Below are 24,539 nucleotides of genomic sequence, written 5' to 3'. Positions count from 1 at the left end.
GTCCCGGAAAGGACCCCCCGTGCGAAGAACCCGCATCCTCACGGCCGTCCTCGCTCTCGCGGCCGGCCTGCTCGCGGGCACCCCGCCCGCGCTGGCCGCCGACAGTGCCTCGAAGGCGGCGTTCGCCGCCGACACGTACACCTGGAGGAACGCCCGGATCGACGGTGGCGGCTTCGTCCCCGGCATCGTCTTCAACCGGAGCGAGAAGAACATGGCGTACGCCCGGACCGACATCGGCGGGGCGTACCGCTGGGTGGAGTCGAGCAAGACCTGGACGCCGTTGCTGGACTCGGTGGGCTGGGACGACTGGGGGCACACGGGGGTGGCCGCTCTGGCCACGGACTCGGTGGATCCGGACAGGGTGTACGCGGCCGTCGGTACGTACACCAACAGCTGGGATCCGGGGAACGGGGCGATCCTGCGCTCCTCGGACCGGGGTGCGAGCTGGCAGAAGACCGTTCTGCCGTTCAAGCTCGGCGGCAACATGCCGGGGCGCGGCATGGGTGAGCGGCTGGCGATCGACCCGAACAGGAACAGCGTGCTGTATCTGGGCGCGCCCAGCGGCAAGGGGCTGTGGCGGTCGACGGACTCCGGGGTGACCTGGTCGCAGGTGGCGAACTTCCCCAACGTCGGCAACTACGTGCAGGATCCGAGCGACACGTCCGGTTATGCGAGCGACAACCAGGGGGTCGTCTGGGTCACCTTCGACGAGCGGACGGGTTCGCCGGGCGGCGCGACGCAGACGATCTACGTCGGGGTCGCGGATCTGCAGAACTCGGTGTACCGGTCGACGGACGGGGGTGCGAGCTGGTCGCGGGTGGCCGGGCAGCCGACGGGATACATCGGGCACAAGGGTGTACTGGATACCGTCAACGGCTATCTGTACATCGCATACAGCGACAAGGGCGGTCCGTACGACGGCGGCAAGGGCCGGCTGTGGCGGTACGCGACGGCGACGGGCACCTGGACGGACATCAGCCCGGTCGCCGAGGCCGACACCTACTACGGCTTCAGCGGTCTGACCGTCGACCGGCAGGACCCGGGCACGCTGATGGCGACCGGCTACAGCTCCTGGTGGCCGGACACCCAGATCTTCCGCTCCACGGACAGCGGCGCGACCTGGACGAGGGCTTGGGACTACACCTCGTACCCCGACCGCTCGAACCGCTACACGATGGACGTCTCCTCCTCCCCCTGGCTGACCTGGGGCGCGAACCCGTCGCCGCCGGAGCAGACCCCCAAGCTCGGCTGGATGACCGAGGCCCTGGAGATCGACCCGTTCGACTCGAACCGGATGATGTACGGGACGGGTGCGACGATCTACGGCACCGAGAACCTCGGGAACTGGGACAGCGGCAGCCAGTTCACCATCAAACCGATGGTGCAGGGCCTGGAGGAGACCGCGGTCAACGACCTCGCCTCTCCCCCGTCCGGCGGCGCCCAACTCCTCAGCGCCCTGGGCGACATCGGCGGTTTCCGGCACACGGACCTGACCAAGGTGCCGCCGATGATGTACACCCAGCCGAACTTCACCACGACGACGAGCCTGGACTTCGCCGAGACCGACCCCGGCACGGTCGTCCGGGTCGGCGACCTCGATTCGGGTCCGCACATCGCGTTCTCGACGGACAACGGCGCCAACTGGTTCGCCGGGACGGACCCTTCGGGCGTCAGCGGCGGCGGCACGGTCGCCGCGGCGTCGGACGGCAGCCGGTTCGTGTGGAGTCCGGCGGGCACGGGCGTGCAGTACACGACGGGTTTCGGCTCGTCCTGGGCGCCGTCGAGCGGGATCCCCGCCGGGGCGATCGTCGAGTCCGACCGGGTGGACCCGAAGACCTTCTACGGCTTCAAGTCGGGCACGTTCTATGTGAGTTCGGACGGCGGCGCGACTTTCACGGCTTCGGCGGCGACCGGGTTGCCGAGCGGGGACAGCGTGCGCTTCAAGGCGCTGCCCGGTGTGAAGGGTGACGTGTGGCTGGCGGGCGGTGCGCCGGACGGCGTGTACGGCCTGTGGCACTCCACCAACGGCGGTACGTCCTTCACCAAGCTGCCGAACATCGAGCAGGCCGACACCATCGGCTTCGGCAAGGCGGCGACGGGTGCGTCGTACCAGACCCTCTACACCAGCGCGAAGATCGGCGGCGTACGCGGCATCTTCCGCTCCACGGACCAGGGTTCGACCTGGACCCGCATCAACGACGATGCCCACCGGTGGGGTTGGACGGGCGCGTCGATCACCGGCGACCCGAGGATCTACGGCCGGGTCTACGTCTCGACGAACGGCCGCGGTGTCATCTACGGCGACACCTCCGACACGGGCGGCGGCGGTGGCGGCACTGACCCCACCCCGACGCCCACGGGCGCCTGCGCGGTGACGTACCGGATCACCAACCAGTGGCCGGGCGGCTTCCAGGCGGACGTCCAGCTCAGCAACAGGGGCTCAAGTGCCTGGACCAGCTGGTCACTTGGCTGGACCTTCCCGAACGGCCAGACGATCGGCCGGCTCTGGAACGCCGAGTACACCCAGTCGGGTTCGGCGGTGACAACGAAGAACGTCACCTGGAACGCGAACGTGGCCGCGGGCTCGTCGGTGAGCTTCGGGTTCACGGGGAGCTGGTCGGGCGCGAACGGGAAGCCGACGGCGTTCAAGCTGGGTGATCAGAACTGCACCGTGAGCTGAAGACCAAGGGCGTGTGCCGGCTCCGGCACACGCCCTGTGCTCAGCCCAGGCTGGCGGCGAGTTCGCCGTTCTCGGCCTCCTCGGCCGTCAGCTGCAACGTACCCCGGTGCGACACCTCGACCTTGTAGAACTTCTCCCCCTTCGGCACATCGTCGACGACGACATCGAAGGTGCAGGTCGTTCCGTACTCGTCTTCCGCGCTGTCGCCGAGGGAGCCGGTGGCGACGACATCCCCACCTGCCCCGTACACAGTGACGGACGTGCCTTCGGCGATGTCGTCGTAGCCGCTGTCGTACTCACCCTTGCAGCCGTCGTCGCCGTCACTGACGACCTCGTCCGTCAGCGTGAAGCTGCCTTCCAGCGTGAACGTCTCCGGCTCGCCAGGACCGGCAGCGGTGATCGCCCACACACCACCGACGATGCCCGAGCCGAGCACCAGGCCGATCAGACCGGCAGCCACCGGTCCGATTCGTCGGCCTGGCTCGGCGGTCGGTTCGGCGAGTGGTACCGGTGGTACCGGCGCGGCCGGCGCTGCGACGGGCGGCGGAGCGTCCGGCATCGGCGGCAGGTCTTGCTGAGTCATCTGTCCCCCACATGTGCATGGAGTGTGAAGATTATCTGCCGAGCCGCGCCGATTCCGCTCCGCCGGTTGAAGGTTCACCAGTTTGAGACAAGCCGCCTCAACGGCGTGTACACCGTCGGCCGAGGCGCCGTAGCCATCCCGTTGCCGATGAAGAAGCTCGGGTGCGGGGGCTGGTTGTACGCGGTGTTCTGCCACGCCAGCCCCGTGCGGTACATCGTGTCGTGCAGCAGGGTCGTGATCTTCGTGGTCGTCTCGTGCGGCGTTGAGTAGATACGCAGCGCCGTGTTGTCCGACGTCGGCCAGACGACCTCCTCGCGCCAGTCGCCGAGGATGTCGCCGGAGAGGGAGGGGGTCGCCTTGGTGCCGTTGTTGGAGTGGACGCTCGCGCCGGTCAGGAGGCGGGTGTCGGAGGAGATGCCGTATTTGTCGATGTGGGTGCCGTCGAGGAGTTCGCGGGTGGTGTCGGCGTCCCACCAGGAGAGGAAGTTGACCGAGGAGGGTTCGCGGCCCTTCGTCGCGCCCGCCTCGTCGCGGATGGACGTGTCGGAGGCGGACCAGACCTCGGCGCCGTCGTTGCCGGCGTAGATGTCACCGGCGACACCGCGGCCGTTGTCGCAGCACGCCGCCAGCTGCCAACGGATCGCCCCGGAGGCGGGGTTGACGTACAGCTCCGCGGGCTGGGAGCTCGACTCGGAGACCTTGAAGTACTCCAGTCCCGAGGTCGAGGGGTCCAGGTCGCCGAGGTGCTGGGCGTCCCCGTGGCCGGTCCTCGTGGTCCACAGGCCGTTGCCGTTGTCGTCCACGGCCATCGCGCCGTACACGATCTCGTCCTTGCCGTCGTTGTCGACGTCCCCGACGGAGAGGCTGTGCGAGCCCTGCCCGTCGAAGCCCCTGCCGCTGTTGGTCGAGGAGTTGGTGTCGAAGGTCCAGCGACGGGTGAACGACCCGTTGCGCCAGTCCCAGGCCGCGATCACGGTACGGGTGTAGTAGCCGCGGGCCATGACGACCGACGGCCGGGCCCCGTCCAGATACGCCGTGCCCGCCAGGAAGCGGTCGACGCGGTTGCCGTACGAGTCGCCCCACGACGACACCGTGCCGCGCGCCGGGACGTAGTCGACGGTCTGCATCGCCTTGCCGGTCCGGCCGTTGAACATGGTCAGGTACTCGGGGCCGGACAGGACGTAGCCGCTGGAGTTGCGGTGGTCGGCCGAGGTGCTGCCGATCACCGCGCCCGTGCCGTCGACGGTGCCGTCGGCGGTCTTCACCGCGACCTCGGCCCTGCGGTCGCCGTCGTAGTCGTACACCTGGAACTGTGTGTAGTGCGCGCCGGAGCGGATGTTGCGGCCCAGGTCGATGCGCCACAGCCGGGTGCCGTCGAGCTTGATGCCGTCGAGGATGGTGTTGCCGGTGTAGCCGGACTGGGAGTTGTCCTTGGCGTTGGTCGGCTGCCACTTCAGGACGAAGTCCAGGGCACCGTCGCCGTCGAGGTCGGCGACGGAGGCGTCGTTGGCCTCGTAGGTGTAGGCGACGCCGTCGGGGGTCGTGCCGCCGGACGGCGGGCTGATGGGCACGTCCTTGTAGCCGGTGCGGAACTGTACGGCGTGGACCGAGTCGGCCTGCTCGACTCCGCCGACGATCGCGCGGACCGTGTAGTCGGCCTGGGCCGGTGCGCCGGTGTGGAAATAGTTCGTGGAGCCGGTGACCGGGGTCGAGTTGACCTTCGTACCGGCCCGATACACGTTGAACGAGACGTCGTTGGGGTCGGTGCCCAGCCAGCGCCAGCTGACCAGGTTGCCGGCGTCGGTGTGGACGCTGACGACGCCGCGGTCAAGTGCCTCCACCTGCCGGGCTGTTGCGGCCTCGGCCGTACCGGTGGCGAGCTGGGTGAGCCCGGCGGCGAGCAGCGTCGTGGTGGCGGCCAGCGCGGAGAGGACGGCCCTTCGTCTGCGGTCCGGGCGCGAATACGGGCGCGAGTGCGGGTGCGGGTGCGGGTGCTGCACGAGACGTACCTCCTGCGAGGGACGGACAGGGGTGCCCATGAGGACGGGTTCCGTTACTCAGTCGTCGCCGCGCGCACCGAGGTTGCCGGTGTCAGCTGCACCCTTCACGCACGACCCCGCCCACACCCGTCACGCACGACCTCACCCGTACCGTGCCACCAACTCCCGCAACGTCCCCACAAGCCGCTCACGAAGTTCGGGCGGCTCCAGGACCTCCACGTCCGTCCCCATCCGCAGGAACTCCCCGACGGCGTGCTCGACGGACTCGATCGGGACGGTGGCCACGGTCCAACCGTCGGACTCCTCGCGCCGGTTCACCGCGCGGGCGAGCGACACGCCCGGCGCCAGCCGTACCACCGCCTCGCCCCGGTAGAGCCGTTCATGGAAGTCGCGCTGGTACGCCGCCCAGTACGCGGCCAGGTCGAAGCCCTCGGGGCGCGCGAACTCCTCCTCGGACACGGCGAGTCGGAGGATCTGGTCGACCCGGAAGGTACGCGGCCCCGGCCCGGCGACGACGTACCAGCGCCCCGCCTTCAGGACCAGCCCGTACGGTTCCAGTCGGCGCTCCACATCGGTCGGCGCACGCCAGCGGCGGTATACGACGTTCAGTACACGGTTGTTCCACACCGCATCCGCGACCGCCGCCAGGTACGGTGCCTCCTCCACCTCCGCGTACCACCCGGGCGCGTCGAGGTGGAAACGGCCGCTGACCCGGTCGGCATGCGCACGCAGTTCCACCGGCAGCGCCGCCCGCACTTTCAGCTGTGCCGCCGCCAGCACGGACCCGAGACCCAGCTCGGCCGCCGGCCCGGGGACGCCCGCGAGGAACAGCGCCTCGGCCTCGTCCGCGGTGAGGCCGGTGAGCCGGGTGCGGTAGCCGTCCAGCAGGCGGTAGCCGCCGGCGTGGCCGGCGTCGCCGTACAGCGGCACGCCCGCCGCGCCGAGCGCCTCCACGTCCCGGTAGACCGTACGCACCGACACCTCCAGCTCCTCGGCGAGCTGGGCGGCGGTCATCCGGCCCCGGGTCTGGAGCAGGAGCAGGATCGAGACGAGCCGACTGGACTTCACCGCCACAGAATCCCAGACTTCACTGACAGACGGTGTCAGTGAAGCGGTCCTAACGTCCCGGTCATGAGCTTCACCGAGAAACTCCTGACCGTGCCGCCGCCCATCGAGGTGGCCGGCCGGCACATCAAGCGCTACCACGTCACCTCCGACCCGGCGGGCATCGCGCCGGACGTCGAGAAGGCGGCGTACGAGATCCTCCCGGAGCTGCTGCCGGAGGCGGACGGCACCCCGCCGGCGACCTTCGTCGTGCTGCACCGGGGCGGCGACGACGGCGCCTATCTCAACGCCTACAGCTGGGTGTGGGACAACGTCCTGCACTTCCGGGGCGCCGCCGCCGGCCAGCCCGTCCTCGGCTGCCCGGACCACGACCCGACCCACTTCATCAGGCCCGACCTGCCCTGGATCGGCTGTGTCTGGGAGCTCCCCCCGATCCTGCACGAACGGGACGCCTGGGTCCGCCACCTGCTGGCGCCCGAAGTCCCCGACCTGGCCGCCTACCTGGCCGACTCCCTGCCCGAAGGAACCACTGGAGACCGTTCATGAGCAGCCCGCACGACTTCGACTTCTTCCACGGCGACTGGCAGGTCCTCCACCGCCGCCGCACCGACTTCCTCGACCCGGACAGCGCCTGGGAGGAGTTTTCGGGGACCAGCCGCTGCCGGCCGCTGTTCGACGGCGCCGCGAACATCGACGAGATCGACATGCCCCATCTCGGCTCGAAGGGCGCGACGTTGCGGCTCTTCGACCGCGAGACGGAGCAGTGGTCGCTGAACTGGGCCTCCAGCCGCACCGGAACCCTCTTCCCGCCGGTCTTCGGCCGGTTCGAGGACGACCGCGGCGAGTTCTACGGCGACGACACACTCCCCCACTCTCGGCTTCGCTCAGGCGGGGGGACCCCCATCGGCAAGGACGTCCGCGTGCGCTTCGTCTGGTCCGACGTCTCCGCGACCGGCGCCCGCTGGGAGCAGGCCTTCTCACTCGACGACGGGGACACCTGGCTCACCAACTGGGTCATGGAGTTCACGCGGGCTTCCTGAAGGCCCGGAGCGCGAAGACGGGGTCGGCGCGCGGCCGGTCCTGGTCCGGGAGTGCCTCAAGGCGGGCGGCGAAGGCGTCGGTGCGCGGGTCGCCCGGCGGCAGCATCGTGAACCAGCCGCGCCGCAGGTCGGCGGCCGTGCGGCGGGGGCTGCGGCCCTGGCCGACACCCTGGAAACGGGCCCGCCCGGCGTCGACCAGCCCCTGAGCCGCGGCGTACGCCGCCACGCGGGGGCCGGCGTCCGGGGCGGGCCGGCGCGGGCGCGGGGCGAGGACGGTGTCGATGTCGCTGCCGACGTCGTGCGCCGCGGCCTTGTCGACGGTGGTGACGTACACCCCGCCGGGCTTCAGCACCCGGGCGCATTCGGCGACGATGCTCCGCACGTCGTCGGCCTCGTCGACGAGATGCAGCAGCCACACACTGGTCACCGCGTCGAACGTCCCGTCGGGAAAGGGCAGTCGGCGGCTGTCGGCGAGGACGATCGCACCGGGCAGCCGCCCGGCCGCCATCCGGGCCATGCCGTAGGTCAGGTCGGCGCCCGTCACCCGGGCCGCGGGCAGCGCCCGCGCGAACCGCCGGGTGACGATCCCGGTGCCGCAGGCGACGTCCAGGAGGCGGTCGACTCCGGCGGGGAGCAGGCCGAGCACGGCGTCCGCGGCCGCGGCGGCGCGGGGTTCGCCGCCGCGGGTGGTGTCGTAGGCGTCGGCCTCCTTGTCGTAGTCCAGCACCTCACTGGGCCCCGTGGCCCGGGGCGAGGGCCTCCACCTGCTGCGCGAGTTCGAAGTCCTTCTCGGTGACCGCGCCGCCCACGCTGTGGGTGTTCACGGTCAGGGACACCGTGTCGTAGCCGAGCGTGAGGTCGGAGTGGTGGTCGAGCCGCTCCTGGACCTGGGCGATGTGGACGACCATCGCCGTGGCCGCGAAGTGCGAGGCGAGACGGTAGGAGCGGGCGAGGCGGTCACCGTCGAGCGACCAGCCCGGCAGTTCCGCGAGCCGGTCCTCGATCTCCTTCTGCGACAGCGGTTCGACGGGCATGGCGTCGCTCCTTCCAGGACGGGGGGTTCCCCTTCAGCCTGCCACAGAGAGCCCGTGGAAGCCCTGGTCAGACGGGCCCGCTTCCCCGAACGGGCGCTGCGTCGTCTACGGTCGCGGTATGACCACCATCGCCTCCGACAACGCCGTCGGTCCGCTGCTGCGGGCCTGGCGGGAACAGCGCAGGGTCAGTCAGCTGGAGCTGGCGCTGCGGGCCGACTCCTCCGCGCGGCACATCAGCTTCATCGAGACGGGCCGGTCCCGGCCGAGCGAGGAGATGGTGCTACGGCTGGCCGAGCATCTGGACGTGCCGGTGCGGGAGCGCAACGCCCTGCTGCTGGCGGCCGGTTACGCCCCGCGGTATCCGGAGACCCCGTTGGACGATCCTGCGCTGGGCGCCCTGCGCGAGGGCATCGAGCGGCTCATCCAGGGCTACGACCCCTATCCCGCGCTGGTGCTGGACGCGATGTACAACGTGGTCGCCGCCAACCGGGGCATCCTCATGCTGCTCGACGGCGTCCCCGAGCACCTCCTCGAACCCCCGCTCAACGCGATGCGGCTCACCCTGCACCCGGAGGGCATGGCGCCCCGGATCCGCAACCTCCCTGAGTGGCGCGGGCATCTGCTGGCCCAGATGGAACGGCAGATCGCGCTGCACCGCTCGCAGCCGCTGCGGGAGCTGTACGAGGAGGTGGCCGCGTATCCGGTGCCCGACACCGGGGCCGGTGAACCGTTCGACGACGTACCGTACTTCGCGCTGCCGATGCAGATCGAGCACGAGGGGCGGGTGCTGTCGTTCATCTCCTCCATCTCCACCTTCAACACCCCCATGGACGTGACCGTCGCCGAGCTGGCCATCGAGACGTTCCTCCCGGCCGACCCGGCGACGGTCAAGTACCTTCAGTCGCTGATGTCCTGACGGACCCTCAGGGACATGTGCTGGAGTGCGGCGAACCCGGCGACGGTCAGCGCCTGCGCGACGGTCCACACGGCGCCCGCCGTCGAAGGGGTCAGCCACAGGGCCAGGGCGACGCAACTCAGCACGGCCCAGGCGAGGTTGGCCTCGATGACGGCCCGTACCGGCAGTGCGGCGGGGCGGGTCCGGGAGGCCAGCAGGCCGACGGCGGCCGCGTACCCCGCGAGGAACGCACCGAGTCCCAGCAGCAGCGTGGAGTCGACGCCGAGCAGTCGGCCCAGCGGGCCGGAGAGGGCCAGGTAGGCAAGGGCGTTGGCGCCGGTCACGACCGCGTCGAGGGCGAGGAAGCGCCGCAGGGCGAGGTGCGGGTCACAGGTGCGGGCGAGGGCGGACAGCTGGGTTGCGGACATGACGAATCACCCTCCGGCGAGGTCGAGTCGGGGTTGTGAGCGGGGTCGGTCCCCGGGCCCCGGAGCGGAGTGCGCCGCCCCGGAACCCGGTGTCATCACGATCCCGCAGCCGGTCGGACCGGTCGATTACCCCGGAAGTAATGGCCCCACGTGGTGAGCGCCTCACCCCGACCCCGTGAGACCGGCAGCGGAACATGACACACTGCCCGCATACTTCGGCGCGTAGGGGAGGCGTGGCGTGAGTGAGCGGCGGCCTGCGCCCACTGTGGGCCAGGTGGTGCTCGGCAAGCGGCTGCAGGAGCTGCGTGAGGCTGCCGGGCTGAAGCGCGAGGAGGCCGCGAAGGTCCTTCGTGTGGCGCCCGCGACCGTGCGGCGCATGGAGATGGCCGAAGTCGCGCTGAAGATCCCGTATGTGCAACTGCTGCTGTCGGCGTACGGAGTGGCGGAGGAGGAGTCGGACGCCTTCGTCGCACTGGCCGAGGAGGCGAACCAGCCGGGCTGGTGGCAGCGGTTCCACGATGTGCTGCCCGACTGGTTCAGCCTCTATGTGAGCCTGGAGGGCGCGGCGCGCATCATCCGTTCCTACGAGCCGCACTTCGTGCCGGGGCTGCTGCAGACCGAGGCGTACGCGCGGGCCGTCATGGAGGCGGGCACGATCGCCCAGCAGGGCTCCGAGACGATCGAGCGGCATGTCTCCCTGCGGATGACCCGTCAGGAGCTGCTGGAGAAGGCCGATCCGCCTCATCTGTGGGTGGTCATGGACGAGACGGTGCTGTGCCGCCCGGTCGGCCACGGCGGGATCATGCGTGAACAGATCGACAAACTCCTGGAGTTCGCCGAGCGCGACCGGGTCACCCTGCAGATCGCCGAATTCGCGGCGGGCCCGCACCCGGGGACGTACGCGCCCTTCTCGCTGTTCCGCTTCGCCGAGCCGGAGCTGCCCGACATGGCGTTCACCGAGTATCTGACCGGCGCCCTGTACCTGGACTCCCGCCCGGAGGTCTCCGCGCATCTGGAGGTCCTGGACCACATGACGGCGCGTGCCGCGTCCGCGGAGCGCACCAAGAAGATCCTGCGGGAGCGCCGCACCACCTACTGACGCGACCTGTCGGTCCGAGCCGGCACCCTGCCGGCCGCCTCCGAGACGGCCACGCGACCGCATCGAGGACCGAGGAGAAGACCCCGCATGACCGGATCCGAGGGCGCGCCCACCACGGTCGACACCAGTCGGCCGCATCCGGCGCGGGTGTACGACTGGTGGCTGGGCGGCAAGGACAACTACCCGGTGGACGAGGCCCTGGCCCGCAGGATCCTCGCCTCGGACCCCACGGCGGTGCGCGGGGCCCGCGCCAACCGCCGTTTCATGCACCGGGCCGTGCGCACGGCCGCCGAGGCCGGGATCCGCCAGTTCCTCGACATCGGCACCGGCATCCCCACCGAGCCCAACCTCCACCAGGTGGCCTAGGAGGTCGCTCCGGACTCGAGGATCGTGTACGCCGACAACGACCCGATCGTCCTGCGTCACGCCCAGGCGCTGCTGCACAGCACCCCCGAGGGCGCCACCGACTACGTGCACGCCGACGTCCGCGACCCCGGCACCATCCTGCGGCCGGCCGCGGAGACCCTGGACTTCTCGCGGCCCGTGGCACTGTCCCTGGTGGCGCTGACCCACTACCTGGGCGACGACTCCGCCGGCGACGACGTGTACGGCCTGCTCGAGCGGTACGTCGCCGAACTCGCCCCGGGCAGCCATCTGATCCTCTCCCAGGTCACCCCCGACCTCAGCCCGGAGGCCGTCGCGAAGGCCGCCGAGCACTTCCGGGCGGTCGGTACGCCGTTCCACCCGCGCACGCTCGCCGAGTTCACGCGCTTCTTCGACGGTCTGGAGCTGCTCGGCCCCGGTGTGATCCCGGTCATCGGATGGCGGCCGGGGCCCGAGGACGTGGCGGCCCAGGCCGAGGGCATCGTCCCCGTGTACGCGGGGGTCGCACGCAAGGTCTGACCTGACCCGAACGGGTGCCGCCGACGGGTGCGCCGCCAGATCGGTCCGGCGACGAGCAGGGCGAAGGCGACGTACGGCAGCACGCCCCAGAGGGGTGTGGTCATGAGCGCGATCCGCGCTACCTCTACGACCTTCCACTACGGCATCCTCTTCGTGCTGGCCGGACACATCATGGGCCCGTTCGTGCCGATGTCGTGGACCGGGAAACTCGGGGTCGACGAGCACACGTACCATCTGCTCTCGCTCTACGGCGGCACGGCGGCCGGGGTGCTCGCGGTCGGACATCGACCGGATGGCGGGCGTGCCGGTGCTGTACCAGGTGCACGCGGTGATCGGGATGGTGCTGATCGCGTTCGTGCCGTACAGCAGGCTGGTGCACATGTTCAGCGCGCCGGTGCAGTATCTGTTCCGGCCGTATGTGGTGTACCGCAGCCGCGACCCCGGACAGCTGGGGCCGCGGCCGGAGCGGCGGGGTCGGGAGAAGACGGGGGCGCAGCCCGTCAGCCGCCGTCGATGTGGCCGGCCGGGGCGGCGCCGCCCTCGATGTGGCCGTCCGTGCTGTTGTCATGATGGCCGGCCGGGGCCGCGTCCACGGACCAGTCCCGGTTGTCCGGCGCGTCCACGAAGCCGTGCACGCCCACGGCGGCCGTCCCCGCCAGCAGCGAAGCCGCCGCCAGCGCCGCTAACCGTGCACGCCGCTTCCTGTTGTCAGCCCTGCCGATCTCCCTCCGTGGAGTCCGTCACCACCAGCATCTCAGGCGGCCCCGCCCTTCTGCTCCTTGTCGTCGTCGACGATCTCCGCGTCCACCACGCCCTCCTCCTCGGCGGAGTCCGAAGGCGTGGTGTGCTGTTCGGTGCCGGTGCCGCTGCCGGTGTCCGCGGCCTGGGCCTGGGCGTACATCGCCTGGCCCATCTGCTGGCTGACGGTGGCGAGTTTCTCGACGCCGGTGCGCAACTCGCCGGTGTCGGCGTTGCGTTCCAGGAGCGCCTTCAGCTCCGAGATCGCCGACTCCACCTCGGATTTGGTGTCGCCGGGCACCCGCTCCTCGTTCTCACGGATGAACTTCTCGGTCTGGTAGACGAGTTGCTCGGCCTGGTTCCTCGTCTCCGCCGCCTCCCGGCGCCGCCGGTCCTCCTCCGCGTACTGCTCGGCCTCCCGCATCATGCGGTCGATGTCGTCCTTGGGGAGCGCGGAGCCGCCGGTGACCGTCATCTTCTGCTCGCGGCCGGTCGCCAGGTCCTTCGCGGAGACGTGCATGATCCCGTTGGCGTCGATGTCGAAGGCGACCTCGATCTGCGGGACACCGCGCGGCGCGGGAGGCAGCCCCGTCAGGTCGAAGACGCCCAGCTTCTTGTTGTAGGCGGCGATCTCACGCTCGCCCTGGTACACCTGGATGCCCACCGAGGGCTGGTTGTCGGTCGCCGTCGTGAAGATCTCCGAACGGCGCGTCGGGATCGTGGTGTTGCGCTCGATGAGCTTGGTCATGATGCCGCCCTTGGTCTCGATGCCGAGGGAGAGCGGGGTGACGTCGAGGAGCAGGACGTCCTTGACGTCACCGCGGACGACACCGGCCTGGAGCGCGGCGCCGAGGGCCACGACCTCGTCCGGGTTGACGCCCTTGTGCGGATCCTTGCCGGTGAGTTCCTTGACGAGGTCGGTGACGGCGGGCATCCGCGTCGAGCCGCCGACGAGGATCACGTGGTCGACCGCGGCGAGCTTGATGCCGGCGTCCTTGACCGCCTGGTGGAAGGGGGTCTTGCAGCGGTCGAGCAGGTCGGCGGTGAGCTCCTGGAACTGAGCACGCGTCAGTTTCTCGTCGAGGTGCAGCGGGCCTTCGGCGGAGGCCGTGATGTAGGGAAGGTTGATCGTCGTCTCCGAGGAGCTGGACAGCTCGATCTTGGCCTTCTCGGCGCCCTCGCGCAGGCGTTGCAGCGCCATCTTGTCCTTGCCGAGGTCGACGCCGTACTGCCCCTGGAACTTCTTCACCAGGTGCTCCACGACCCGCTGGTCCCAGTCGTCGCCGCCGAGATGCGTGTCGCCGTTGGTGGCCTTGACCTCGATGACGCCGTCGCCGATCTCCAGCAGGGAGACGTCGAAGGTGCCGCCTCCCAGGTCGAAGACGAGGACGGTCTGCTCCTCGCCCCGGTCCAGGCCGTAGGCGAGGGCCGCGGCCGTCGGCTCGTTGATGATCCGCAGCACCTTCAGGCCCGCGATCTCGCCGGCCTCCTTGGTGGCCTGCCGCTGGGCGTCGTCGAAGTACGCCGGGACGGTGATCACCGCGTCGGTGACGTCCTCGCCGAGATAGGACTCGGCGTCCCGCTTCAGCTTCTGCAGCACCCGCGCCGACAGCTCCTGCGCCCGGAAGCGGGTGCCGTCGATCTCGCCCTGGTCCGGGAAGCGCCAGCCCCCGTCGCCCATGTGCCGCTTCACCGAGCGGGCCGTGCGCTCGACGTTCGTCACGGCCTGCCGTTTGGCGACCTCCCCGACGAGCACCTCGCCGTTCTTGGCGAAGGCCACGACCGACGGTGTGGTCCTGGCCCCCTCCGCATTGGCGACGACCGTGGGGTCGCCGCCCTCCAGGACGGCCACCACGGAGTTCGTGGTCCCCAGATCGATCCCGACCGCGCGTCCCATCGCTGTCCCCTTCCGCCAGGGCACTTCCCGGACTCCAGCACAAAACTTGAGTGCGCTGTTGTCAATGCCGCGTACCCCGAAAGCCGGGTACCCCGGAAAGCGCCGATGCCGCGCCCCCATGGACCGGGGCGCGGCATCGGAACGTACGCAGACGTCAGGCGAGCTTGGCGGAGAGGGTGATCGGAACCGCCTTCAGGGCCTGGCTGACGGGGCAGTTCACCTTCGCCTGCTCCGCCGCCGCGACGAACGCGTCCTCGTCGATGCCGGGCACGGTGCCCTCGACGGTGAGGTGGATGCCGGTGATGCCCTCACCCGGCTGGAAGGTGACGTCGGCCGAGGTGGTGAGCTTGGTGGGCGGGGTGCCGGCCCCCGCGAGGGCGTGCGAGAACGCCATCGAGAAGCAGCTGGAGTGGGCGGCCGCGATCAGCTCCTCGGGGCTGGTCTTGCCGTTCGCCTCCTGGGCGCGGGAAGCCCACGTCACCGGCTGCTGGGCGATGGCGCCGGAGGAGTCGAAGGAGACGACGCCGTTGCCCTCGAGCAGGTTGCCTTCCCAGACAGTGTGTGCGGAGCGCGTGGTAGCCACGGTCAGTCCTTTCGTGTGGTCCCGGTTCCGGGTTGTGGACCCCATCCGATCACACTCAGGCCCTGCTCACCCTGAAGACCGGTCCACGAGCGCTGAAGGGCAGCCGCGCACCCTCCGGGATCAGATAGGCGTGCTCGCGCCGCACCCGCAGCACATCGCACCAGCCGTCCGTGATCACCAGCACCGGCGCACCGGGCGGGAAGTCGTCCGCGCGGTGCAGCAGATCGATCCCGGGCTGCAGGACCGTACCGCCACGGCCGCGGACGCGGACCCGGCCGGCGATCTCGGTGACCGGCAGATATCCGGCGTCGTGCGGGGCGGCGTCGCAGAAGACGACCCGGGCGGCCGGTACGTCCCTGGACCCGGCGTACGAGGCGATGGCGCCCAGCGCCTTGCCGAGCAGGGTGCGGTCCATGGAGCCGGAGGTGTCGAGGACGACGCCGAAGGTGCAGCGGGCGATCTCCTCGGGCGGGAAGTACCGGCCCGCGCGCGGGATGTCGGGCGTGGAGGACTGGCGGCGCGAGGGCCGGGCGTACGACCTGAGGGCCTCGGGGCGGGGTACGAACTCGTCGAACCAGCGCGCCAGTCGGGCGTCCCAGGGCAGGGGCGGGTGGCTGAGCGCGCGGATCTCCTCGACCAGGCCGCCGGGCAGGAAGCCGCGGCACTGCTCCTGGTGCAGATCCAGGCCCATGCCGAGGCCGCGGCGGTAGAACTCGTCGAGGTCGACGTAGTCGCGGGGCGAGCCGAGCGGGCCGCCGAGGACGTCGCCGAGGCCCTTGCCGCGCAGGGTGCCCAGGCGCCGCATCCGGCGCAGGTCGCCGGCGATACGGTCGTAGACCTCCTCCGCGGAGAGGTCCTTGAGGCCGGCGTCGTACAGGAGTCCGTCGGGCATGGTGCCGACCTGCATCTCGGTGAGCCAGCCGTTGATGACGTAGTCGCAGGCGATGTTGAAGAGGTACGGGTCGCGGGTGCCGCAGCGGTCGCCGTGGCGCAGAGCGGCGTGCAGCATCTCGTGGGCGAGGACGAACCGCCATTCCTCGTCGTCGAGTTCGCGCAGCGGGTTGATGTAGATCTCGGCGAGCTCGGCGTTCACCGCGGCGACGGAGATGTCGTGGGCGCGGGCGAGTTCGGCGTCGGCGACCAGGGTGATGCCGGCCGCGATGCCGCCGAGCAGCGGGTAGGAGGAGACGAACCAGCTGAGCGCCCGTTCCCAGGGCTGGAGCCGGGTGGGGCCGCCGCGCATCGAGCCGCGGCGGCCGCCGGCGACGTCCATGGCGGTGGCGACGGTACGGGTGAGGGCGTGGGCGAACTCCAGCTGCCAGTTCTTGGGGGTGCCGCCCATCCAGGTGTCCCAGGGCACCAGCAGCTGGTCCGGCTCGTGACCCGCCGTGCCGCAGTGCTCGTACGCGGGCGGGATGCCGTCGCGGCGCCAGCGGGCGGCGAGCTGCTCCTCGTCGCCGTCGGGGTAGGACGGCGGCAGGCTGTCTGGGGTGCGGCCGATGGAGAAGCCGAGCAGGAAGCGGTTGACGACGGCGCAGCGGGCCGCGAGCTCGAACCGGTCCGGCTGGGTCCGGCGGCCCTCCTTCGCCGGTACATGGCCGAAGCCGAGGTGGATGACGGCGTGGGCGACCGCCCAGGCCCAGTCGGCGGGGTCGGCGCGGCGGGTGGGGTGGGCGTGCACGATGCCGTCGGAGTCGACGCGGACGAGCCCGGAGGCGGGCGCGTCCGGGCAGTCCTCCTTGCGGCAGGTGCTGAACCCGACGGCGGCGAGCGCCCGGTTGGCCCGCACCAGGCGCATGCCCTCGGCGAAGGCCTCGGCGGCGAGGTCCTTCTTGGGCGGCTTGGGGGCATGGCTACGGCTCACCGCGGCGGCTCCTCGCGCAGTCGCTGCCTACGCGGCGGCTGCGCGTACGGCGTCGCAGCACCGGGCCGGCTGCGGCTCCGCCCCGGGGCGCGACCAGCCTCGACGGCATCGCCGGTCCAGCGGAGCGCCTGGCTCACTGCCGCGCCTCCACCAGCCGTGGCATGTCCCGTGCCGACTCGACCAGGAACCAGGCCGGCAGCAGCGGGTTGCCGTCGGTGTCCGGGGCGATGACGCTCTGGGCGACCTCGACCGAGATCTCGGCGAGCTGCACGAGCAGCGACTTGGCGCGGTACGCGGTCTGCTGGCCGGTCGCCGACAGGTGCTCCTTGCTCGCGGGCAGTTCCTTGATGAGGCGGCCGCGGAAGGACTCGGCGAGGTAGTAGAGGAGGTCGCGGTCCTCCATGCGGTGCGGCCAGCGGGCGTCGCCCTTGATGATGGCCTCGATGCCGTACTGGCTGCGCACGATCTTGACGTAGCCGCAGAACGCGGTGGCGTGCGCGGGCGTCAGCGTGCCGTGCGCGATGACCTTCAGCGTCTCCTCGTCGAGGCCGTGGCCGAAGGAGTGCAGGGCGTCGGAGAGCATGTGCCAGGAGCGGGGCGTGGAGAAGGGTTCCTCGGTCTTGGGCGGCTTGGACCACAGATGGTCGGGCCGGTCGGTGAGGTGGTCCAGGATCCAGGGGTGGATGCCGTTGCCCGCGGCCCAGACCAGCCAGTCCTTGGCGGAGGCCTCCAGATGGACGTGGGCGAGCCGGTTGACCAGCGCGGAGGCGATGGGGCGGGCGAGGGCGTTGTCGGTGGCGCGGTTGCCGGCGCCGATGACGATCGAGCCGTCCGGGAGGTCGTAGTTGCCGATACGGCGGTCCAGGATCAGCGAGTAGAACGCCTTCTGGACGTCCGGGGTGGCCGCGTTGAGCTCGTCCAGGAACAGGCAGTACGGCTCGTCGCGGGCGATGGCCTCCGGCGGGCAGAACACCGAGCGCCCGTCGCGGATCTGGGGCACGCCGATCAGGTCCTCGGGGGCGAGCTGGGTGCCCAGCAGACTCACGCACTCCAGGCCCAGGGAATCCGCGAACTCCCGTACCAGGGAGGACTTTCCGATGCCGGGGGCGCCCCAGATGAAGACCGGCCGCACGGTCGCGAGACCGAGGAGGAGCTCCGGGAGGCGGGCGGGAGTGACGGTGACGGATGCCTGCAAGAAGTGGCTCCAGGAGATGTTCGAGAAGGGCGCGCCGGTGCGCGGGGTCCGATACGAACAGTGTGTGCGGGGCCGGCGCCGGGCGCACTCGATTTATCGGGCGTGCGGCGGCGACCGGGCAGACCTCAACACCTATGCCGCGCGCCGGTCTTCGTCCTGACGTTCCGTCAACGGCACCTGGGGACCGTCCGATTCCCGCAGCCAGCGCCGCAGGACACGGTGGACGTGTTCGGCGCCGACGAGTTCCTGCTCGCCTGCGACCGGTGCGGAGAGGACGACCGGCGACAGCAGGAACGGCCGCCCCTGCGCGCCGCCGAGCCCGCCGTGCGAGCCGATCTGCTCCTCGAACGCGAGGACTTCGCCCTCGGCCGGGTCGTACCAGGAGTTGACCATGACATCGGCGGTGTGCTCGAACCCGTGCGTGCGGCGTACGGCGTCGGCGGCACCCGGCCCGAAGGCGGCCAACGGGCCCGGGTTCTCGTCGAGTCGGTCGAGGGGGATCTCGGTGCCGAACGGGCCGAGCACCACTCCCCCGTGCTCCTCGCTCCGGACGAGCAGGAAGCCGATGCCGGGGTGGTTGGCGAGGGTGGTCAGCAGGGCGGGGTGGCGGGCGTCGATCTCCTCCTTGGTCATCCGGTGGTGGACGTCCGGGAAGGAGATCAGACCGAGGTTGCCGGAGGCCAGGACGAGCGGCTCGGAGCGGCGGCTGCGCGAGGGACGGTGCTGTTCGCCGCTCTCCTCGACGGGGCGGCGCAGCGCGGCGCGCACGGCGGCGCGGGCCTCGGCGCCGCTGTGGGTGCGCTGCGCCTTGCGCGGCACGGGCAGTCCGCAGCCGGCCCGCACCAGGTCGCCGAGGGTAAGCCCGTAGCGGGCCTGGAAGGTCTCGCCGGGGCTCTGGCCGTGATCGGACAGGACGACGATCCGGTACGGGCGCGGGGCGTGCTCGGCGATCTTCTCGATCAACGCCAGGGAGCGGTCGAGGCGTTCGAGGACCTTCTCGGCGTCCCGGCTGTGCGGTCCCGAGTGGTGGGCGACCTCGTCGTACGCCACGAGGTCGGCGTAGACGGCGGTGCGTCCGGCGAGCATGTCGCCCATCACCGCGGCGACGACGACGTCGCGTTCGACGACGGTGGCGAAGGCACGGATGAACGGGTAGAGGCCGCCGCGTCTGACGCGCGGACGGACCCGGCAGGTGCGGGACCGGGTCGACTGACCGATCTCCCGGCCGACCTCGGCGAAGAAGGACAGGGCCGTGCGGACGGCGTTGGCGGGGTCGGAGAAGTAGGCGAAGTAGCCCGCGCGGGACCGGTTCTCGCGGCTGCGGCGGCGGGTGGCGATGGACAGGACGAGGGCCTGCTCGTCGGCGCCGCCGCTGAAGAGGTTGCCGCGGCTGGCGCCGTCGGCGCTCAGCAGGCCGCCGTCACCGGTGCGTTCGACCGCCCGGCGCTGGAGTTCGGCGGCGCTGGTGGGGCGGTTGCAGACCATCACCTCCTGCTTGTCCTTCTCGTACCAGCGGAAGGCGGGCACGTCCTCGTTGCTGCCGTGCAGGATGCCGAGCTGGCTGGCGCCGGTCTGGCTGGACCAGTCGGTGCGCCACGGGGTGAGCCGGTGGGTGCCGTCCAGCCACTGGGCGACGGTGGGCATGACGCCCTTCTTCACCGCGGCCTGGAGGACGTCGTGGCCGACCCCGTCCAGCTGGAGGAAGACGGTCCCGGGTGAGGACGGGCCCGCCGGTCCGGCTCTGCGGCGGCGGTCGGCGAGCCGGTAGAGGCGGCGGCGGTAGGCGTCGTCGTCGCGCACGGCGAGGGCGGCGCCGGTGGCGGAGGCGACGGCCGACATCACGGCGGCCACCACGACCGCCGTCTCCCAGGCGGCCGCGCCGCGCTCGGTGGGGTTCAGCCGCAGGGCCAGCAGCAGCAGGAAGCCGTTGAGGACGAAGACCAGCAGGCCGAGCACGAGCGCGGGCACCAGCAGCAGGAGCCGTACGAGGAGCGGCCAGACCAGGGCCGACAGCACACCGAAGGCGCCGGCGCCGAGGGCCGCGGTGACGGCGATGTCGGTCGCGCTGTCCCCGTCCGCCGACCTGAGCTGGAAGTCCGGCAGGATCCCGGCGAGCACCAGCATGGTGAGGGTCGAAACGGCCCACACCGTGACACTGCGCCCCGCCTGACTGGCGGCCCGCCGCCAACGCCCGCCTCGCACGCCCCGCACACCTCACGTTCCGGCCCGTCGCCGACGCGGGCCTGTGCCCACCCTGCCACAACGGACGGAGGTGCCCCGGTGTCCCCGCGACGGCGTCAACGGCCGTCGTACCCCGCCGTCGGCATCGACAGGCGGCGGTGGATCCGGGCCTTCATCTGGGCGTCGTACGACGGTTCCGCGGACCCCACGGTCTCCACCCGCACCCCGCGCCGCGCGCACTCGGCGACGAACTCCTCGACCGAGGACAGGGCGCTCTCCAGGACGCGGCGGCTGGGTGCGACGAAGAGGTCGGTGCCCGGACGGACGCCGTCCCACAGGACGCAGTGGTCGGCGCGCAGGCCCCGTACGAGGAGTTCCCGGCTGACGATGTAGCCCCGCTCGGCGGCCCAGCGGGCGCACATCGCGTGCTGGCTGCGGGAGTCCACCAGGAAGGGGTCCGCTTCCAGCTCCTCCAGCGGCGTCAGACTCGCGATCGCCGTCACGCGGACCGGTCCCATGGCGTCCCCCTCACCTCCGGGTTTCGCCGCCGACCCTACTCCTGCCCGTAGGCTTCGGGGAGTCGCGCGAAGGAGGCAAAGAGGTGCCGGTGGAGATCACGTGGTGGGGTCACGCCACCTGCACGGTCGCGGACTCGGACGTACGTGTGCTCACCGACCCTCTGTTCGCCCGCCGGCTCGCACATCTGCGCCGCCGCCGGGGCGCGGTACCGCCGCCGACCGCCTGGCGTGCGGACGTGGCGCTCGTCTCCCATCTGCACGCCGATCATCTGCACGTTCCCTCCCTGCAGCGGCTCGCGCCGGGCACGCGCCTGCTCGTGCCCCGGGGTGCGGCCCGTGCCGTACCGGGGCTGCGCCGGCTCGCCCATCTGCACGTCAGCGAGGTCTCACCCGGCGACGAGACGGCGGTGGGGGACGTCGTCGTACGGGCGGTCCCCGCTCTGCACGACGGGCGGCGGCTGCCGGTCGGGCCGCATCGCTCCCCCGCGCTCGGGTATGTCGTCGAGGGTGAGGCGCGGACGTACTTCGCCGGGGACACCGGGTTGTTCGACTCGATGGCCAAGGAGGTCGGGCCGGTCGATGTGGCGTTGCTGCCGGTGGGGGGCTGGGGCCCGCATCTCGGGGAGGGGCACCTGGACGCGGGGCGGGCGGCGCAGGCACTGGCGCAGCTCGATCCGGTGAGCGCGGTGCCGGTGCACTACGGCACGTACTGGCCGATCGGGATGGACGCCGTGCGCCCCCATGAATTCCACGCGCCCGGTGCGGAGTTCGTGCGGCTCGCGGCGGAGCGGGCGCCGGGGGTGGCGGTGCATCTGCTGGGGCACGGGGAGAGCGTGCGGCCGGGGGTGGCGCGGTGACGTCGCCCTGGCTGCTGGCGGCGGCCCCCGTGTCGACCGTGCCGCCGGAGTCCACACAGCAGGCGATCGGGTATCCGTCGCTGTTCCTGCTGGTGTTGATCGGGGCGTTGGTGCCGATCGTGCCGACCGGGGCGCTGGTGAGCTCGGCGGCGGTGGTGGCGTTCCATCAGACCGCGCCGTTCGCGTTGGCGCTGGTGTTCGTCACGGCGTCGGTGGCCGCGTTCCTGGGGGACGCCACGCTGTACTGGCTGGGTCGGCGCGGGATGCGGTCGAAGAACGGGTCGCGGTGGCTGGAGGCGATCCGGTCGCGGGCTCCGGAGGAGCGGCTGACGCAGGCGCAGGAGAAGCTGGCCGACCATGGTGTGACGGTGCTGGTGCTGTCGCGGCTGGTGCCGGCGGGCCGGATCCCCGTGATGTTGGCATGCCTCATGGCCAAGTGGCCGTTGCGGAGGTTCGTCCGGGGCAACTTCCCGGCCTGTCTGGCCTGGGCGGTCACCTATCAGCTGATCGGGATCCTCGGCGGTTCGCTGTTCAGCGAACCCTGGGAGGGTGTGGTCGCGGCGGTCGCGCTGACCGTGGTGATCAGCGCGGCCCCCTCCGTGTGGCGGCGCGTCCGTGGGACGGCCGGGGTCTAACCGAGCACCCTCGATCCTCCGACCGGCAGGTCCCACAGGTCCTCCCGCGCCAGGCCCGCCTTCTCCCAGGCCGCCCGCACCCTGGTCAGCGGCTCCAGGACCGGTTCCGCCGACAGCACGAACGTGCCCCAGTGCATGGGGGCCATCCGGCGCGCGCCCAGGTCCTGTGCCGCCCGCACCGCTTCCTCCGGGTCGCAGTGGACATCGCTCAGCCACCAGCGGGGGTCGTAGGCGCCGATCGGCAGGAGGGCGAGGTCGATGCCGGGGTAGCGGCGGCCGATGCGGGAGAACCAGTGGCCGTAGCCGGTGTCGCCCGCGAAGTACACCCGCTGTCCGTCGCTGGAGGTGAGGACCCAGCCGCCCCAGAGGCTGCGGCAGGTGTCGGTGAGGGTGCGCTTGGACCAGTGGTGGGAGGGGACGAAGTCGAGGCGTACGCCGTTCAGTTCGGCGGCCTCCCACCAGTCGAGCTCGGTGACGAGGGTGAAGCGGCGGCGGCGGAACCAGGGGCCGAGTCCGGCGGGGACGAAGACCGGGGTGTCGCGCGGGAGCCGGCGCAGGGTGGGGGCGTCGAGGTGGTCGTAGTGGTTGTGGCTGATGACGACGGCGTCGACGCGCGGCAGGGCGTCCCAGGGGATGCCGACGGGGGTGATCCGGGCCGGGGTGCCGAGGATGCGGCGGGACCAGACGGGGTCGGTGAGGACGGTCAGACCGCCGATCCGCACCACCCAACTGGCGTGTCCCGCCCAGGAGACGGCGACCGTGCGGGCGTCGACGCGGGGCAGGGGGCGGGGGGCGAAGGGCAGGCGGGGGATGTCGGCGAGGCCCTCGCGGCCGGGACGGACCGAGCCCTCGCGGGCGAACCGGGCCATGGCCTTGAGGCCGGGCAGCGGGGCGGTCAGGCGGTCGTGGAAGGTCCGGGGCCAGACCCGGCGTTCGCCCAGCGGGCGGGGTTCGGCGAGCGGCGGGAACGGGGCGAGGGGGGCTAGGGGGGACAGGGCCGCCGGATCGTCGGCCTCCCGGGTGGCCGTGCTGGTGGTCGTGCTGGTGGTGGTCGACTCGGACTGCTGCGTCATCGAGGAGGCTCCCATCGCTGAGCGTCGTCGCGGAGGTCGTCGAAAACCGACTTCAGAGTGATCAACGCGCGTTGCACGTGTGGCAGTTCCAACGGTGAGGGTGAACTGAGGCATTCCTTGAGTTCGGCGTCCGTCCCGGTGAGCAGCGAACCGGTGGACAGGCGTACCCGCAGGGCGCCGAGGTCGTCGCCGAAGCGGTGGCCGCCCGGGGCGGGCAGCCCGAGCCGGGCCGCGAGGAAGTCCTCCAGGTCCTGGGCGTCGCCGACGCCGTGCGCGGACAGGGCGGTGCGCAGCGGGCCGAGGTCGGCGTAGAGGTGCCGGCCGGCCTGCGGGGGCCGGGCCAGGGCGCCCGCCGAGACGACGGCGGCGTGCGCGGCGGCGGCCACGCGCGCGTGCAGGCGCACGGCGGCCGTCACGCGCGTGGTGACCGGTTCGGGTTCCTGGAGCGCGTATCCGGCAGCGGTGGCGACGGGGGCGGCGACCCGGGCGCCCATCGCGGTCAGGACGTCCAGCACGCGCGCGTGCAGACCGTCGCCGAACTGCCCCGCGGGGAAACGGGCGACGGCGGCGGGCCAGCCCGACGGCAGCAGCGCACCGGCCAGGTCGCTGACGACGGTGACCTTCTCGGGCAGCATCTCGGCGGGGCTGAGCAGCACGGTGTCGTGCGGCGCGTGCACGGTGTCCCGCCAGGTCTCGTCGCTGACCAGGTGCAGTCCCTCACCGGTGGCGGCCTGCGCGGTCTCGTGCAGCACCTCGGGCGGCGCCACGGTGGCGGTGGGGTCGTCGGCGACCGACAGCACGAGCAGCCGGGGGTCCCCGCCCTCGTCACGGACCCGGCGGACGGTCTCCAGGAGGGCGTACGGATCCGGGACACCGCCGCTCTCCGCCGGTGTCGGCACATGGAAGACGGGTCTTCCCAACAGGCGTGCGTACGGCGCCCACCAGGCCGCGCAGGGCCGTGGCACCAGGACGTCGCCGCCCAGGGCGGCGGTCAGCGCGAGCAGCAGCGCGGGGGCGCCGGGGGCCGCCACCACCCGCTCGGATCCGACGGCCAGGCCACGCCGGTCCCAGTAGCCGCACGCGGCCTCCAGGAGTTCGGTCCCGCCGCCCACCGGTTCGCTGTTCCCGCGGGTCGCGGCCGCGGCGAGCACGGCGGCCAGTTCGGGCAGCACGGGCAGTCCGTCGTCCGGCAGCGGGGGGCCGTAGCGGACGGGGCCGTGTCCTTCCGGGTCCGTCCGCCGCATGGGTACCTCCGGGTGGGCTGCTGGGTC

Annotated in this window: 22 protein-coding genes and 2 pseudogenes; 9 read left to right on the top strand and 15 right to left on the bottom strand. The window is 71.6% G+C overall.

Annotation, left to right across the window (positions count from 1 at the left end; translation table 11 throughout):
- The first annotated feature begins 19 nt into the window (after positions 1 to 19).
- Positions 20 to 2,680, top strand: coding sequence for a cellulose binding domain-containing protein (locus PH203_RS08740; RefSeq protein ID WP_289918194.1), 2,661 nt, complete (start codon positions 20 to 22; stop codon positions 2,678 to 2,680).
- Between the two features lie 40 nt (positions 2,681 to 2,720).
- On the opposite strand, the gene PH203_RS08735 is transcribed toward PH203_RS08740, so the two are convergent.
- The 3 genes from PH203_RS08735 to PH203_RS08725 form a co-directional block, all read right to left on the bottom strand.
- Positions 2,721 to 3,140 (bottom strand): hypothetical protein, encoded by a 420-nt coding sequence (locus PH203_RS08735; protein WP_289918192.1) that lies wholly within the window; start codon positions 3,138 to 3,140, stop codon positions 2,721 to 2,723.
- 197 nt (positions 3,141 to 3,337) lie between these two features.
- Positions 3,338 to 5,263, bottom strand: a complete 1,926-nt coding sequence (locus tag PH203_RS08730; protein ID WP_289918180.1) for a rhamnogalacturonan lyase — start codon at positions 5,261 to 5,263, stop codon at positions 3,338 to 3,340.
- A gap of 141 nt (positions 5,264 to 5,404) precedes the next feature.
- Positions 5,405 to 6,331: a YafY family protein gene (locus PH203_RS08725; RefSeq protein ID WP_289918179.1), complete on the bottom strand. Its 927-nt coding sequence runs from the start codon at positions 6,329 to 6,331 to the stop codon at positions 5,405 to 5,407.
- Between the two features lie 63 nt (positions 6,332 to 6,394).
- Between PH203_RS08725 and PH203_RS08720 the strand changes: the two genes are divergently transcribed.
- On the top strand, positions 6,395 to 6,874 hold the full coding sequence (locus PH203_RS08720) for a hypothetical protein (RefSeq protein WP_289918177.1): 480 nt from the start codon (positions 6,395 to 6,397) through the stop codon (positions 6,872 to 6,874).
- Positions 6,871 to 7,368 (top strand): hypothetical protein, encoded by a 498-nt coding sequence (locus tag PH203_RS08715; protein WP_289918175.1) that lies wholly within the window; start codon positions 6,871 to 6,873, stop codon positions 7,366 to 7,368. Before PH203_RS08720 ends, PH203_RS08715 begins: the two co-directional genes overlap by 4 nt.
- On the opposite strand, the gene PH203_RS08710 is transcribed toward PH203_RS08715, so the two are convergent.
- Positions 7,352 to 8,095 (bottom strand): class I SAM-dependent methyltransferase, encoded by a 744-nt coding sequence (locus tag PH203_RS08710; RefSeq protein ID WP_289918172.1) that lies wholly within the window; start codon positions 8,093 to 8,095, stop codon positions 7,352 to 7,354. The genes PH203_RS08715 and PH203_RS08710 overlap by 17 nt on opposite strands.
- 1 nt (position 8,096) lies before the next feature.
- Entirely contained in the window at positions 8,097 to 8,402 is a 306-nt protein-coding gene (locus PH203_RS08705) for a 4a-hydroxytetrahydrobiopterin dehydratase (RefSeq protein WP_289918170.1), read from the bottom strand.
- A gap of 118 nt (positions 8,403 to 8,520) precedes the next feature.
- On the opposite strand from PH203_RS08705, the gene PH203_RS08700 reads away from it, so the two are divergent.
- Positions 8,521 to 9,318, top strand: coding sequence for a helix-turn-helix transcriptional regulator (locus PH203_RS08700; protein ID WP_289918169.1), 798 nt, complete (start codon positions 8,521 to 8,523; stop codon positions 9,316 to 9,318).
- Here PH203_RS08700 and PH203_RS08695 read toward each other — a convergent pair.
- Complete coding sequence (locus PH203_RS08695; protein WP_289918167.1) at positions 9,300 to 9,725, bottom strand: hypothetical protein; 426 nt, start codon at positions 9,723 to 9,725, stop codon at positions 9,300 to 9,302. The two genes, PH203_RS08700 and PH203_RS08695, sit on opposite strands and share 19 nt — an antisense overlap.
- Positions 9,726 to 9,963: 238 nt before the next feature.
- Between PH203_RS08695 and PH203_RS08690 the strand changes: the two genes are divergently transcribed.
- The 3 genes and pseudogenes from PH203_RS08690 to PH203_RS08680 all read left to right on the top strand — a co-directional run.
- A complete protein-coding gene (locus PH203_RS08690; protein WP_289918165.1) occupies positions 9,964 to 10,824 on the top strand; it encodes a helix-turn-helix transcriptional regulator in 861 nt (286 codons plus the stop codon).
- 87 nt (positions 10,825 to 10,911) lie between these two features.
- Positions 10,912 to 11,727: pseudogene (locus PH203_RS08685) on the top strand (SAM-dependent methyltransferase).
- Between the two features lie 132 nt (positions 11,728 to 11,859).
- A pseudogene (locus PH203_RS08680) lies at positions 11,860 to 12,217 on the top strand (respiratory nitrate reductase subunit gamma); the annotation flags it as partial.
- Positions 12,218 to 12,227: 10 nt separating this feature from the next.
- Here PH203_RS08680 and PH203_RS08675 read toward each other — a convergent pair.
- From PH203_RS08675 to PH203_RS08645, 7 genes are all read right to left on the bottom strand, one after another.
- Positions 12,228 to 12,368, bottom strand: a complete 141-nt coding sequence (locus PH203_RS08675; protein WP_289918163.1) for a hypothetical protein — start codon at positions 12,366 to 12,368, stop codon at positions 12,228 to 12,230.
- Positions 12,369 to 12,481: 113 nt separating this feature from the next.
- The gene (gene dnaK, locus PH203_RS08670; protein WP_289918162.1) at positions 12,482 to 14,362 is read right to left on the bottom strand and encodes a molecular chaperone DnaK; all 1,881 of its coding nucleotides are present in this window, start codon (positions 14,360 to 14,362) and stop codon (positions 12,482 to 12,484) included.
- 154 nt (positions 14,363 to 14,516) lie between these two features.
- Positions 14,517 to 14,945: an OsmC family protein gene (locus PH203_RS08665; protein ID WP_289918161.1), complete on the bottom strand. Its 429-nt coding sequence runs from the start codon at positions 14,943 to 14,945 to the stop codon at positions 14,517 to 14,519.
- A gap of 55 nt (positions 14,946 to 15,000) precedes the next feature.
- Positions 15,001 to 16,743 carry a hypothetical protein gene (locus PH203_RS08660; protein WP_289918297.1) on the bottom strand — a complete coding sequence of 581 codons (1,743 nt, stop codon included), beginning with the start codon at positions 16,741 to 16,743 and terminating at the stop codon, positions 15,001 to 15,003.
- Between the two features lie 199 nt (positions 16,744 to 16,942).
- Positions 16,943 to 18,004 (bottom strand): MoxR family ATPase, encoded by a 1,062-nt coding sequence (locus PH203_RS08655; RefSeq protein WP_289918159.1) that lies wholly within the window; start codon positions 18,002 to 18,004, stop codon positions 16,943 to 16,945.
- A 132-nt stretch (positions 18,005 to 18,136) separates the two neighbouring features.
- Positions 18,137 to 20,215, bottom strand: coding sequence for a phage holin family protein (locus PH203_RS08650; protein WP_289918157.1), 2,079 nt, complete (start codon positions 20,213 to 20,215; stop codon positions 18,137 to 18,139).
- An 86-nt stretch (positions 20,216 to 20,301) separates the two neighbouring features.
- Positions 20,302 to 20,703 carry a hypothetical protein gene (locus PH203_RS08645; protein WP_289918156.1) on the bottom strand — a complete coding sequence of 134 codons (402 nt, stop codon included), beginning with the start codon at positions 20,701 to 20,703 and terminating at the stop codon, positions 20,302 to 20,304.
- Between the two features lie 83 nt (positions 20,704 to 20,786).
- On the opposite strand from PH203_RS08645, the gene PH203_RS08640 reads away from it, so the two are divergent.
- Together PH203_RS08640 and PH203_RS08635 are read left to right on the top strand one after the other, a co-directional pair.
- On the top strand, positions 20,787 to 21,560 hold the full coding sequence (locus PH203_RS08640; protein ID WP_289918155.1) for an MBL fold metallo-hydrolase: 774 nt from the start codon (positions 20,787 to 20,789) through the stop codon (positions 21,558 to 21,560).
- Positions 21,557 to 22,195: a VTT domain-containing protein gene (locus PH203_RS08635; protein ID WP_289918153.1), complete on the top strand. Its 639-nt coding sequence runs from the start codon at positions 21,557 to 21,559 to the stop codon at positions 22,193 to 22,195. Before PH203_RS08640 ends, PH203_RS08635 begins: the two co-directional genes overlap by 4 nt.
- Here PH203_RS08635 and PH203_RS08630 read toward each other — a convergent pair.
- A complete protein-coding gene (locus tag PH203_RS08630; RefSeq protein ID WP_289918151.1) occupies positions 22,192 to 23,268 on the bottom strand; it encodes an MBL fold metallo-hydrolase in 1,077 nt (358 codons plus the stop codon). The genes PH203_RS08635 and PH203_RS08630 overlap by 4 nt on opposite strands.
- The gene (locus tag PH203_RS08625; RefSeq protein ID WP_289918149.1) at positions 23,265 to 24,512 is read right to left on the bottom strand and encodes an aminotransferase class I/II-fold pyridoxal phosphate-dependent enzyme; all 1,248 of its coding nucleotides are present in this window, start codon (positions 24,510 to 24,512) and stop codon (positions 23,265 to 23,267) included. The genes PH203_RS08630 and PH203_RS08625 overlap by 4 nt, the downstream gene beginning before the upstream one ends.
- Positions 24,513 to 24,539 lie beyond the last annotated feature (27 nt).

Origin of the sequence: Streptomyces sp. S.PB5 (genome assembly GCF_030403745.1) — a bacterium.
Classification (GTDB): Bacteria; Actinomycetota; Actinomycetes; order Streptomycetales; family Streptomycetaceae; genus Streptomyces.
Note: the sequence above shows the minus strand (reverse complement) of the source record. Positions and strands in the feature narration are given on the sequence as shown.